General features: G+C 59.9%; 10 protein-coding genes. 8 read left to right on the top strand and 2 right to left on the bottom strand.

Features of this window, described 5'->3' with window-relative positions; all coding sequences use genetic code 11:
* The first annotated feature begins 457 nt into the window (after window positions 1–457).
* From rpmH to LFT47_RS21305, 8 genes are all read left to right on the top strand, one after another.
* On the top strand, window positions 458–595 hold the full coding sequence (gene rpmH, locus LFT47_RS21340) for a 50S ribosomal protein L34 (RefSeq protein ID WP_011776797.1): 138 nt from the start codon (window positions 458–460) through the stop codon (window positions 593–595).
* A gap of 40 nt (window positions 596–635) precedes the next feature.
* A complete protein-coding gene (rnpA, locus tag LFT47_RS21335; RefSeq protein ID WP_236813924.1) occupies window positions 636–1,043 on the top strand; it encodes a ribonuclease P protein component in 408 nt (135 codons plus the stop codon).
* Entirely contained in the window at window positions 1,036–1,434 is a 399-nt protein-coding gene (gene yidD, locus LFT47_RS21330) for a membrane protein insertion efficiency factor YidD (RefSeq protein ID WP_442863421.1), read from the top strand. The genes rnpA and yidD overlap by 8 nt, the downstream gene beginning before the upstream one ends.
* A 17-nt stretch (window positions 1,435–1,451) precedes the next feature.
* Window positions 1,452–2,426, top strand: coding sequence for a membrane protein insertase YidC (gene yidC, locus LFT47_RS21325; protein WP_236813922.1), 975 nt, complete (start codon window positions 1,452–1,454; stop codon window positions 2,424–2,426).
* Entirely contained in the window at window positions 2,426–3,001 is a 576-nt protein-coding gene (locus LFT47_RS21320) for a Jag family protein (RefSeq protein WP_236813920.1), read from the top strand. The genes yidC and LFT47_RS21320 overlap by 1 nt, the downstream gene beginning before the upstream one ends.
* 6 nt (window positions 3,002–3,007) lie before the next feature.
* Window positions 3,008–3,658, top strand: a complete 651-nt coding sequence (gene rsmG / locus LFT47_RS21315) for a 16S rRNA (guanine(527)-N(7))-methyltransferase RsmG (protein WP_236813919.1) — start codon at window positions 3,008–3,010, stop codon at window positions 3,656–3,658.
* Between the two features lie 86 nt (window positions 3,659–3,744).
* Window positions 3,745–4,800: a ParA family protein gene (locus LFT47_RS21310; RefSeq protein ID WP_236813918.1), complete on the top strand. Its 1,056-nt coding sequence runs from the start codon at window positions 3,745–3,747 to the stop codon at window positions 4,798–4,800.
* A 67-nt stretch (window positions 4,801–4,867) separates the two neighbouring features.
* On the top strand, window positions 4,868–6,055 hold the full coding sequence (locus tag LFT47_RS21305; protein WP_236813917.1) for a ParB/RepB/Spo0J family partition protein: 1,188 nt from the start codon (window positions 4,868–4,870) through the stop codon (window positions 6,053–6,055).
* 5,953 nt (window positions 6,056–12,008) lie between these two features.
* Here LFT47_RS21305 and trxA read toward each other — a convergent pair.
* Window positions 12,009–12,335 carry a thioredoxin gene (gene trxA, locus LFT47_RS21300; RefSeq protein ID WP_078107075.1) on the bottom strand — a complete coding sequence of 109 codons (327 nt, stop codon included), beginning with the start codon at window positions 12,333–12,335 and terminating at the stop codon, window positions 12,009–12,011.
* A gap of 36 nt (window positions 12,336–12,371) precedes the next feature.
* Entirely contained in the window at window positions 12,372–13,328 is a 957-nt protein-coding gene (trxB, locus tag LFT47_RS21295) for a thioredoxin-disulfide reductase (RefSeq protein ID WP_236813915.1), read from the bottom strand.
* Window positions 13,329–13,390 lie beyond the last annotated feature (62 nt).

Genomic DNA, 13,390 nt, shown 5'->3' with positions numbered 1-13,390 from the left:
CAATTGGTTCCCTCGAGTGCTTGCTTGCCTGGATTGCGGCAGCCGAAGGTCCAAACCATGAGTGGATTCCGAACCGAATCCACAGGGTTATGCACAGTCCGTGGATAATCGGCTACTGAGACACTCTAGGGGATGGAAACTCCAGAAGATAGCTGGGAAGAAGCTTGTGGATAATTACACGGTTGTGGTTCTGAAACGGGGTCTGTGAGCCACTTCATCCACAGGCTGGCGTGCGTAGTTAGCCACAGCTGGGGATAACGGGCACCGCGGCTCCCGGTTTGACCTGGGGGGTCTTTTTGCCCTAACGTTGTGAAGTCCTATGTGTCCGCTTTTCGACCACCCGCACCTCCGGTAATTCCGGCGTTGGGCGGCGGCGGATACTCAATAAACTTAGCGTCGGCCAGTTCTTCCCCTTTTGATCGGGTGGGCGCACCTTTGATCCACTGGAGTAACTAACGTGAGCAAGCGGACTTTTCAGCCGAATAACCGCCGTCGGGCCAAGAAGCATGGCTTCCGCCTTCGTATGCGCACCCGTGCCGGCCGTGCCATCCTGGCCGCCCGTCGTGGCAAGGGCCGCGTCGAACTGTCGGCCTAAATAACTGACTCGTCGGTCAGCCTTCCAAGCGAGTCAATAGGTGCTAGCCACCCGTAATCGTCTGCGGACTTCTACCGACTTTTCAACAACTGTACGTTCCGGCGTCCGCAATGGACGCCGGAACTTAGTGTTATATACGGCACCTATCGGTGCCGGAGAACCGAGCCGCATCGGCTTCATCGTTTCCAAAGCTGTCGGGAACGCTGTGACCAGGAACCTCGTTAAGAGGAGACTGAGAGAAGCAGGTGCTTTGTCTTTGAAAGGACATGGCACGGGTCTTGCTGTTGTGGTCCGGGCGTTGCCCGCGGCCGCGACGGCGAGCTGGGACCAGCTGCTGACGGATTACAACGCCGCCTTGGCGGCAACCACGAAACGGCTCGGCGGATCCTCTCCGCGTGTTGTTTCGCCCACCCAGGGCACCACAACGGAAGGGACACCGCGTGCATGAGCTGAGCTCCGCCGTCGTCCGCTTCTTTAGGGTCTCTCCAAAGATCCTCGGAACATTTCTGTGGGAGTTGCCGCGCAACGTCCTCATCATCTTGCTGAAGACGTATCGCAGGATCATCTCTCCCTTGTACGGCCAGGTGTGCCGGTTCTTCCCATCCTGCTCGGCGTATGCCCTGGAAGCGGTGACGGTGCATGGTGCCGTCAAGGGAAGTTGGCTCGCAGTGCGGCGCCTTGCGCGTTGCCACCCCTGGAACGCCGGCGGCGTGGACCACGTCCCCGCCGGACATCGTCACTGGCCCGAAGGCCAGACGCCCACAATTGTTGTACTGAACAACCCGGACCAGTCCCTGGCTGTGTGGTCTGATGAAGACGGTCGCCGCACAGCGGCCTGAGGAAATAGGGAAAACGTATGGACATCTTTGGAACAATTCTGGCCCCGTTCAAGTGGCTAGTGTCCGCTATCATGCTGGGGTTCCACGACGGGCTGAGTTTCATTGGCCTGCCGCCGGAAAACGGCTGGACCTGGACGCTGTCCATCATCGGCTTGGTGCTGGTGATCCGTGCCGCCCTGATCCCTGTCTTCGTCAAGCAAATCAAGGCCCAGCGGGGCATGCAGTTGCTTCAGCCTGATCTGAAGAAGATGCAGGCGAAGTACAAGGGCAAGACGGACCAGCTCTCCCGCCAGGCGATGGCCCAGGAACAGATGGCGCTGTACAAGAAGCACGGCACCAACCCGTTCTCGGCGTGTTTGCCCATGCTGATCCAGATGCCGTTCTTCTTCGCCCTGTTCCAGGTGCTTTCCGGTATCAGTGCCGCGAAGGAAAGCGGCACCGGCATCGGTGCTTTGAGCCATGAGCAGGTAGTGCAGTTCGATGCATCCAGCATCTTCGGTGCCCCCCTCTCGGCGACACTGCTTCACGGGACACCCGCCGGCGGCGATGTCGTGGCCGTGTGGGTCCTCTCCATCGTGATGATCCTGGCCATGACGGCGTCGCAGTTCATCACGCAGAAGCAGATCATGGCCAAGAACATGTCCGAAGAGGCGATGGCCAGCCCGTTCATGCGCCAGCAGAAGATGATGCTCTACATCCTGCCGCTCGTCTTCGGTGTGGGTGGCATCAACTTCCCGATTGGTGTGCTCATCTACTGGACCACCACCAACTTGTGGACCATGGGCCAGCAGTTCTTTGTCATCCGCCGCATGCCGACGCCGGGATCCCCCGCAGCGAAGGCGCTTGCTGAGCGTCGCGCCGCCAAGGGCTTGCCGTCCCACCCCCTTCTGGGCGGTAAGAAGGACGCAGACGTCGCTGCCGAAGTTGCCGCCGTCGAGGTCAAGGCCCAGCAGCGCATCCAGCCACAACGTAAGAACAGGAAGAAGAAGTAATGTCTGTTGAAAGCACCGAAGAGGCAACGGCGGCTGCCGCCGATGAATTGGCAGAAGCCACGGAAGAAACTTCCGAAGAGGGCGCTGCTGAAGGTAAGGGCACTTCCGTGAGCCGCCTCGAGGAAGAGGGCGACGTCGCCGCAGACTACCTTGAGGAACTCCTCGACATTGCCGACATCGACGGCGACATCGACATCGAGATCCGCAATGGCCGCACCTACATCTCCATCGCGGCTGAAGACGACTCTGAGGGGCTTGAGAGCCTGGTAGGCCGCGACGGTGAAGTGCTCGAAGCCCTTCAGGAACTCGCTCGCCTGTCCGTGCTGTCGGCGACTGAGAGCCGCTCGCGCCTGGTGCTCGACATCAACGGTTACCGCAAGGAACGTGCCGGCGATCTGCAGCAGATTGCGGAAGACGCCGTTGCAAAGGTCAAGGAGACAGGCGCCTCCGTTGCACTTGCACCTATGAGCGCCTACGAACGCAAGATTGTGCACGACGCTGTCGCCGACCTCGGTTTCGTATCCGAGTCTGAGGGCGAAGGCGCCGGCCGCCACATTGTGGTTTCGACCGACTAACGGATCATGGTTGAAATCACGGCAGCCGAACTACAGGCGGCAGAAAAGATTTTCGGTGACCGGCTTGGTCTCGCCCAGCGGTATGTAGAGCATTTGGCGACGTCAGGAACCGAGCGCGGGTTGATTGGCCCGCGCGAGGTTCCCCGCCTGTGGAGCCGGCACGTTCTCAACTGCGCGGTCATCGAGTCGGTGATTGCCCACGGAAGCCACGTTGCAGACGTTGGTTCCGGTGCGGGGCTTCCCGGCCTGTGCTTGGCAATTGCACGTCCCGATCTTGAACTCACACTGATCGAACCCCTGGAGCGACGCGTCATTTGGCTTCAGGAAGTAGTGGACGACCTCGGGCTGGGCAATGTCACGGTCATGCGCACCCGGGCAGAGCTCGCGGTGGGGATGGTCGACGCGGACGTCGTCACGGCCAGGGCTGTCTCCGCCCTCACCAAGCTGGCTGGCTTGACCATTCCCTTGCTTAACGGCAAGGGTGAAGTGGTTGCGATCAAGGGCCGCAGTGCTGCGGAGGAGATTGAGCAAGCAACAAAAGTCATCCGCAGGCTCGGCGGCGTGGAAACGTCTGTCGTGGTTTGTGGGCAGGAGCTCCTGGAAGAACCCACCACAGTGGTGAGGATCGTCGTTAACAAACAGCGGAAGATCGCTTAGCTTCGGCGCTGTGTCCCGCGTGTCCGCAACTGAGCGGTTAAGCTAGAGAACGGCAGCTAGAGCCGAATGAGAGTGAGAGTGTGACAGTGGGCAGTAGCGAAACCTCCACCCAGCGGATCCCGCCATTTATTTCCTTGGGGTCGGCTCGGGCCATGGCTGCACCCTCGGCGTCCTTTGAATCTGCGCTGATGCGTACCAATTCGGTTGCGAACGCTGCTGTTTCACGTGAAACCCTAATTGCCGGACACGACAACGTCATGGACTCCATCGACGACTCCAGCCCCATTGCGCGCCAACTCGCCAACGAGACCCGGCGCCGCGAACGGCTGGTGGGACGCGAGCTCCCCAAGCCGGAAAAGACCCGTATTTTCACCGTGTCCAATCAAAAAGGCGGCGTCGGAAAGACCACCACGACTGTCAATATTGCGGCCGCCTTGGCTTCCGCGGGACTCAATGTCCTGGTGATCGACATCGATCCCCAAGGAAATGCGTCCACCGCTCTTGGTATTGAACACCACGCCGACGTCGACAGTATCTACGATGTGCTGATCAACGACCTTCCACTGCGTGACGTTGTGGCACCTTGCCCTGATATTCCCAATCTCATCTGCGCGCCGGCCACCATTCACCTGGCGGGCGCTGAGATTGAACTGGTCTCCCTCGTGGCACGCGAGCAGCGCCTGCGCCGCGCAATCGATGTGTATTCGAAGGAACGCGCGAAGAACGGTGAAGGCCGCTTGGACTTCATCTTCATCGACTGCCCGCCCAGCCTGGGCCTGCTGACCGTCAACGCATTCTGCGCGGCAAGCGAGGTACTCATCCCGATCCAGTGTGAGTACTACGCATTGGAAGGCCTGAGCCAACTCCTCAAGAACATCGAAATGATCCAGAAGCACCTCAATGCTGACCTGGTCGTTTCCACCATTCTCCTCACTATGTACGACGGCCGCACGAATCTCGCCGCACAGGTGGCTTCCGAAGTCCGTCAACATTTCCCGGATCAGGTCCTCGGCGCCGTGGTTCCCCGCTCCGTGCGCATCTCCGAAGCTCCGAGCTACCAACAGACGGTAATGACCTACGATCCCTCATCCAGCGGCGCGTTGTCCTACATGGAAGCCGCCGCGGAAATCGCCGAGCGCTAGACTTCCTTAATCACTGCAATATCCTTGGCGGGCTCTATTCTTGCCATTCCACCGGAGGGACATACTAATGAGCGAAAAGCGACGAGGCCTGGGTAGGGGTCTTGGGGCTCTCATTCCCAGCTCCGCTTCGGCCGGTGCGTCGGGCAATGGCGTTCCGACGTCCCGGCCTGTGGACCTGTTCTTCCCTGAGGCGCGCAAAGCCGCGCAGACGGTGGACACGCCTGAGGTTCCTGAAACCGAAGTTGCGAAGAGTTCCCCCTCGCGGGGATCTTCGTCCAAGAGTACGACGGCGGCAAAGACTCCTGCTGCGAAGTCGCCTGCCGCGAAGGTCGCCTCCCGTGAATCGCCGGCCGCCTCTGAGCCAGCCGGGACTACTGCCGATGACGCTTTTTCTGGGTCGCTTCCTGCGGAGGCGCCCGAGGTTCAGCTAGTCGAAGTTCCGGGGGCGCGCTTTGCCGAAATCCCCGTCGGGGATATTCATCCCAACCGCAAGCAACCGCGTAGTGTCTTCGATGAGGACGACATGGCGGAGCTGGTTCATTCCGTCAAGGAAATAGGCGTCCTCCAGCCAATTGTTGTACGTACTTCAACCGAAAAGGGTGGAGAACCGTACGAATTGGTGATGGGTGAACGGCGCTGGAGGGCTGTACAGGCCGCCGGACTCGAAACTATCCCCGCGATTGTCCGCGATACCAATGATGACGACCTCCTCCGCGATGCCTTGCTGGAGAACCTCCACCGCAGCCAACTGAACCCCCTGGAAGAAGCAGCTGCCTACCAGCAGCTCCTGGAGGACTTCGGTACCACCCATGAACAGTTGGCCGATCGGATCGGACGCTCGCGGCCGCAGGTGTCCAACACTCTCCGGCTCCTGAAACTTCCTCCACTGGTGCAGCGACGAGTTGCGGCCAGCGTGCTGTCGGCCGGCCACGCTCGTGCATTGCTGGCTCTCCCGGACGCGGCCGCGATGGAGCGTCTCGCGCAGAAGATTGTTTCCGAAGGTATGTCCGTACGCGCCACTGAGGAAGCGGTGGCGTTGTACCAGGATCCTACGGTGCCGCCGAAGAACAGCATTCCGCGCCCCAATGCTCGCCACGAGCGCCTCGACTACCTTGCTTCTTCTCTTTCCGATCGATTGGACACCAACGTGAAGATCACCTTGGGTGCACGAAAGGGTCGAGTCAGCATTGAGTTCGCGAGCGTTGAGGATCTGAACCGCATCATGGATGTTTTGTCGCCCGGAGACGAAGGCTAGTCGCTCGATTTCTACGGAATTGGGGTTTGCTTCTGAGGAGGCGGGCCCCATTCTCATTTAACGGTTGCTTGAGGGCATACGGAGATCAGTGGATTCTGTGGCGATGTTCATCGTAGAGGGAGATCTGTACTCGTACGGCCGCCTTGAGGCCGTCCCGCTGCAGGTGCAGCAGTACTGCACGCTTTCCCCTGGAACGTCCGTCTTCCCTGGAGCGCCCGTCTTCCCTGGAGCGTCCGTCGCGGCCCGCCGCTGCGCTCCGTGTTGTCACTTGTGTGTTTCACGTGAAACCCATCGGGCCGTCGCATAGGCAGGTAGGAGTCGGTCTTGTCATTTGCCCTCTGCGTTGGGCCGATTTGGGTAGCTTCGGCAGACGTACACTTAAGTGGTCTGTTGAAGCGCTTCCGCTTGAGTTCGCTGGAACATGCGTTCGTGACAGGAATGTCGAGCTCCCCCAGGCTTCGGCCGTGGCCTGCCAGCTTGCTTTGCGAGTACAGATCTTCGCGATTCATGTGAACAACAGGGCTCGTCCGCCCTTCCCTTCTGTTTGGCGACAAGGGCCGCGCTAGGGCGGCATCTAAAGAACCTTCAACCTAGATTCTGCGCCTGCACAGCGCCAGACCTTGGGCTGAACTACAGTCGGTTACGCTCCAATGGTCTGGGCGGGGGGTCCGCGCATGCTGTGCCAAGTCGGCCAACTTCTCTGTGCCTCGTTGAGCTGCGGATGTTTCACGTGAAACAGCTGGCCGAGGCGCGTTCGCCCCTGGCTGGCCGCACGCATTGATCTCGCCTTCGCTCGACAGGTCGGTCCGCCAGTGGCTTGGTAGACACGCTGGGGTAGCCAGTCAACGCGGTCGGTTTCACGTGAAACTGAGGATTGCAGGCTGGGCCAAGAGCGATTCGGGGTTTGCGCTTTGCTATTTGATAGTTGACTTGCAGTACGTAACAGAAGTTTGGCGAACTGGGTTAGGGAGACGCCTCAGAGGCCGCCGCTTGCTTGCCCTGGTTCTGTCCACTCACCTTACGAAGGGGATTTCCTGCATTCGGCTAGGCCTATCAGGCCGCCTCAAGGGACACGGCGTCTACGGTTGGGAATCTGAAGGAAGGTTGTCGTTAGTAGTGATGGACTCAGTGGCAATGGGCTCGACCATGAGTCGCCACTATTCGCTCCCATGCGTCGAACTTTTAACGATCCACCAGACCCGGCCCGGCAGGCTGGCCGAGCAGCGTGGCGTAAGGAGAAACAAGCATCGTCTACCCGTGATGTGTGCTCGCGGGGGTTCTCAGGATCTCCACGCTCGCGGACCCGCACGACGGGGTGCGGCGCGTGTGTTGGGCGGCGTTTTCGGCGTCTGGAACGCGGAATTGGCAGGAGCTGGCGTCGGCGCGGTGGGCACAGCCATGGGCGGGGAGCTATCCGGGACTATGCAGCGTTAGGTGGAGGGCTTGCCGATTGCTCGCCCTGGTATCCGTCGCGTGTCTGGGACTGCGAGCGATTGCCACTGCAGATCCCGGACCTAAGCGATGCTGAACCCTTTTACTGACATCTGCGACATGAGCTCGAGACCCCGATCTCCGGTACTGCTCGCCTGTTGGTTTGAAGGTTGGATTGGCACATACTGGAGCGTTCCGTGATCATCTTGGCCCCCGGCGGCACTGATGAGCCCGGCTCGAGTCCGAGCCGGCCGTCGGGATTGTTGCGTCCTCGATGCGGGGCTCGCCCAGGATCCGGAGCGAAGATCCCAAGCCGTAGGGTGGGAGTTGACTCGGCTTGCCCTCGGCGGGGACTCGGCAACCAATGGTCAGTATCGTCAACGGCTCCACCGGCAAGGTGTTCGCGGTCCCCGGCAGTCCGAAGCGGCTCGGGATGTGGTTGTGGGAGGGTCGGTGCTGAAGCCGCTAACGGTGCCTACGCCTATAGTCGCAAGACAATTCGTGGACGTGGCACGGCCGCGGCTCTCGTGTGGAGCGTAGCGGTGAGCAGAATAGTCTGCCCCACAATCCCGCCTGGATCATCTTTAGCGCCTTCGCCTGTCCTACCCTTTCCGGGCCTACCCTTCCCGGCGCGGCCGCGTTCCTGGTGCGCGCGCCCTTTGGTTCGGGCGTACCTACGCGAGGTGTTCTCACTAAGACAAGTTGAGTGGCAAGCCAATCGTTGGTAGCGCGACGTCCGCACAGCGACCCGCGGCGCATCTGGATCCGCATGGACCCGGGACGTCGGGCACCGTGAATCTCGGAGGCGTATCCGCGGCATGCTCGGCGGACGTTGAGCGCGCGAACCTCTGCCAGTTCACATCGGCTTTCGAATTGTGGAGGTGTGGAAACATCCGGAGGGGTCTCTAGGGTGGTCAGCGTCGGAACACTGAGACTACACAGGCCGCTACTTCTAAAAGAGCGGTTGGAACTATCGACGGTCCTGGACGTCAACGGGCGTACAAAAGCACGGCTCGGTGCTGGAGTCGTTCGGTCGGCGGAAGACCAAGCGTGGCCATTGCGCGATGGTCACACCCCCGACACCTACGAACTGCTGTTGAAAAGTCTGAGGGCAGCGGTGGATATCGCTGTGGATAACTTTGTTGATAAGTCGACAGGGTTGGGGCGTCGAATGTCCTAGCTCCGCGGCTCGTTATCCGGCCGATGCTGTGATGCGCGTGGTGTTTGCGCTCTTCACCGGTTCTGTTTCACGTGAAACAGGACCATCGTCTTCAAATTGCTCGATTTCACCTTGATTTGGCCGGAATTTGGCCAATTTGGGGGCCTTTGAGAAGTTTCCGACCCAGACTATGTCTGATTTCGAGGGGCAGGCTGAGCGGCGCTTTGGTTAGGGCTAATGGCGGTCCGTACCAGGCTTGAGGAGCTAGACGGACGGGCTCTTTTCCCCGGTGGATATCCCTGTGGATAACTGTGTGCATAACTTTGGACCGTTCGGTGGATATCTTTTAGCAGTCTCGACGCAACTGCTGTCGAAGGTCGGTGTTATGTTGTCCACAAGTGTCCGTGTCCCAATCAGCAGGCTCGGGGCTCATGAAAATTTCCGAGGCTAACGTGAGCGAGTTTAGGCCCATGGCCTGGTTATGTTTCACGTGAAACTGTGACCGCCTCGCGGCTACCAATAGCGGGGACTCTTTCGCGCCTGAAGGGGAAGGGCAGTCGCAGGCTGGCCTTCGGCAGAGGCACACCAATACGCGCCTGAGGGGAAAGGCAGCCGTTGAGACTGTGAGGCTACAGTGCTGACATCCAGCGGACCGGACGCCCGCTTGGCTTGGGTATGGTTCATTCATGGCGAGGACATTCCGGCGATCGCGGTGCCGGTTCGCAATCAAGTGTGTAAGGCCTTGCGACCTTCAAATCGACTCTGAAGCAGCGTCCGCCTGCGCCCCGCGGAACTTGAGTCAGTGCATGGAGCCGTAAAGAACCGTTGGCGGGGCCGGAGGCGCACAGGCCGGGGGCGCATAGGCCGGGGGCGCACGGGCCGGAGGCGCATAGGCCGGGGGCGCACGGGCCGGACGGATACGCGGCAAGGGGAATCGTCGGATGACGTTCAGCAGTCCGTATCCGCAGGACTCACTCCCCTGGGGATACGAACTCTTCCTCGGTGCGTGTGGATTCGCTTGCGCTTTGGAAGAAGCTGGGACGCGGATCAGCACTGCACGCGCCAGCCTTTCCAATGTTCCAATCTTCCAATGCCTGCACTTTTCAGTGAGGGAGGGTGCAGGCTTGCGAAGGGTCGCGCGGGGGCTGCATGTTCGTGTTCGATCCGGCGCCCAGAGTCCTTTCGCGTCTGGATGGTCGTTCCGGGCGCTCGCGTTGATGGTTGACTGGCTTCGTAACATCAAATCAGTAGGCGTGAGGTAGGAACTGGGTCTGCCGAAGTCCGGGCTGTAGCTCGATGGGAACGAGCTGGGCGCCGCCCGCGGCGCCGCCCGCGGCGCCGTGCGCGGCGCTGTGATTCAGGACTAGACACCGTGGCCACGCTCATCGGTGCAGGGTCTCGTCAGTGTCGTCTCGGACCCTGTTCCGACAAGCTTCTTACGTGGGAGCTGTGGCTTCAGGCCCCGACCACTGGGTCAATGAGGAGCTTCCTGGGTCTACTTGGACCCGGACCACTGCTGGTCGACGACCCTGAACTGGCTATCGGCCGCTGCTTTTGCGAACCTGACCGCCACGATCGGACCCTATCCCCCCATCAGTCCCGGTTCAATCGCCCAATGGTTGCCCTGAGGCAAGTGGATGGTGATGAGGGCCGGCCAGCCTCGCGGGCGCTCCCGTGCAGAATGCAGTACCGACGCCCTCGCGCCGTCCCACGGTTGGTTGTCGGTTCTGATGCGCCAGGGCCGATTTCGAGGCGCCGAATTCAGCCCCTTGATCGGCGCTTTCCGGACCTACCTGCCGATCTAGCCTGCAACCCGCCGTGAGGTCGTCGATGTGCCCAGGTTGCAATCTAGCTCGTGTGGACGCGGGGAGCGCCAATCGTCATTCTCCTGGGGCTACTGAGGAAGATGTTTCGACGCAGCGTCGGCCTGCAGAGCCAAGATGCCACGGCTAGGTCTCGGCACGCTTATCGAATCGCAGCGCATTGGTGGCTCATCCCGATGAATATCCAGCCTTTTGGCCCTAACCTGCCCGCCCTAAAGGAAGAATCACTACGTTCGTAAGCCGCCGGCGTCCCTGCATGGATGGTGGACTGGATTTCATGGCACGGAGTCCCAATCGCAAATTATAAAACAATCAAAATTAATTGCATGGCGCACATTTCGGGAAGACAGCGTGGAGGTATGGCGCGACGAAGCAGCTGTGCCCGACCGTCGTCGTAGCCTGGACAGACTTCTAACGACAAAATTTCGGAAGCGAGGACCTCGGCGGGTGATTCGTTCAGCTGCTATCTCCAGGAATGTTGCTCGGATTCCGAATCCCAAGAGCCGGAACCCCGGAGTGCTATGCCGTGCGGAACCCGCCTCACCACGGACTGCGGTTGCTCGGTGGTGAAGGACGCTGGTAACCACGTGAACCGAGTCCGGGCCGATGAGCACGTGATTAGGATTTCCAGTTGGGACGGTGTTTCACGTGAAACATGGGACACGGAGAAGCATCTGCGGGCACTCCCCTGCTAAACAGAGAGTGTTGGTCAAGGCCGGGCATCTTCGCTAAACCGGCGGCGACCCGGAAGCAGTCGGCAAGAGGTATCGCTCGCGGAGTCAATGGATCCGAATCCAGGCGGAGTTCAGCGTCGCCTCAGTACCCACTGGTAATTCGGCATGTGCCCGCGATCCGTGCGAGGGCGCAGGATTGCCGAGATTTCATGTGAAACCATCCAACAGCCTGCGTCGACGCTTTTCGGCTCCACTGGACGCAAACACGAGTGTGCAGTTCGAAACTAATCAAGCAGGTAGCCATGTTTCACGTGAAACGACGCGCTTGCTGAGCGTGCACGGCAACTCATCTGGAACAGATTTCAGAAATTCGATCTACTCGGAACTCTACGATCGGCCAGCACTGTTTCACGTGAAACAGCAGAATCTACTGCTTCCACCTTGCCATCAAACACGTAAACGCCGCATTAGAGTGAACTCCCCGGCATCAACCGCGACTGAAAAGGATCGACATTGCGGAGGTGTTCTCGCATCCGTGTTCCAGGCCATGCCTACCTGCAGTTGCGCTGATCCCAAGCCCGGCGCCGGTCGGCCTGATATCTCAAGCCTGTCTAGGCCGTTACCAAGAAGAATTGTCTATTTTGAATATGAAAAAGGTTCACAAATAGCAGGCTCCAAGCGAAGCCAATAACAGCCCCTCCATGTGCCGGCCAATACCCCCGGAAATCACGACCATCACCACTAGCTGCGTGAGGACGAAGCCCCAGGACCGCGTACCCGGAGGCACGAAAAAGCCGGCGGCCCTCGCTCAAGAGCGAGAACCACCGGCTGAACCGGACGCGACCGCTAGACCGGCGCCCGACGTCCTAAGACAGCACGGATTCAAATTCCTTTTCGAAGAACTGCTTCGGCTTAGCACCGATAACCGTGCTCTTCACTTCTCCCCCACTGAACAGGTAAACCGCAGGAATAGACGTGATGCCGTATTCAGCGGCGATGGCTGGGTTATCGTCGACATTCAGCTTGACGACGTCAACCTTGTCTCCGTACTCAACCGAGATCTCGTCGAGGATGGGACCCAACTTGCGGCACGGGCCGCACCACTCCGCCCAGAAGTCCACAATGACCGGCTTTTCAGCGGCCAGGACGTCGGTGCTGAAACTGGCGTCGGTAACGTTTTTAGCGTTGCTCATAATTCTTTCCCTTCGAATGGATGGCTGCCGTGCCGATTAGGCGTGCAGGTCTGCAAGATAGTGCTCGACGTCCAAAGCCGCGACACAACCGGAACCGGCTGCCGTGATGGCCTGGCGGTAGGTGGGATCCACGACGTCGCCGGCGGCGAAGACGCCCTTGATGCTTGTCTTGGAGCTGCGGCCGTCGACGGCGATGGTGCCTTCAGGGGTCAGCTCCAGCTTTCCCTTGACGAGTTCTGTGCGGGGATCGTTGCCGATCGCGACGAAAACGCCGGTGACGGCGAGTTCGGATTCGCTGCCGTTGACGAGGTTCTTCAGCTTCAAGCCGGTTACCTTGTCCCCGCCAATAACGTCTTCGACGGCGGTATTCCAGACGAAGTTGATCTTCTCGTGGGCCTGGGCCCGGTCGCCCATGATTTTGGAGGCCTTGAGGCTGTCGCGACGGTGTACCACGGTGACGGACCTGGCGAACTTGGTGAGGAAGAGTGCTTCCTCCATGGCAGAGTCGCCGCCGCCGATCACTGCGATGTCCTGGTCCTTGAAGAAGAAACCGTCACAGGTTGCGCACCAGCTCACGCCGTGTCCGGAAAGACGCTTTTCATTTGCCAGGCCGAGCTCGCGGTATGCCGAACCCGTGGAAAGAATGATGGCGCGTGCCTTGAAGGTCTCCCCCGTGCCGATCGTCACGGACTTGATGTCGCCGTCGAGGTCCAGTTCGGTGACATCCTCGAACTGAATCTCGGTCCCAAAGCGTGCCGCCTGCTTTTCGAAGTTCTCCATGAGATCAGGTCCCATGACACCGTCGGGAAAACCGGGGTAGTTCTCGACGTCTGTTGTGTTCATCAGTTCGCCACCGGCAGTCACGGAACCGGCGATGAGCAGCGGGTTCATGTTGGCGCGTGCCGTGTAGACGGCCGCCGTGTAACCTGCAGGCCCGGAGCCTACGATGATGACATCACGTACGTTGGACGCGGTGTTTTCTGCGTTGCTCACTGGTGGGTGAACCTCTTCCTTAGTCGATGCACCGGATCCTTGCGGCCGGCCACATGGCACAA

It is taken from the genome of Arthrobacter sp. FW306-2-2C-D06B, assembly GCF_021789175.1.
Classification (GTDB): domain Bacteria; phylum Actinomycetota; class Actinomycetes; order Actinomycetales; family Micrococcaceae; genus Arthrobacter.
This window is presented reverse-complemented; position numbering and strand designations above follow the sequence as displayed.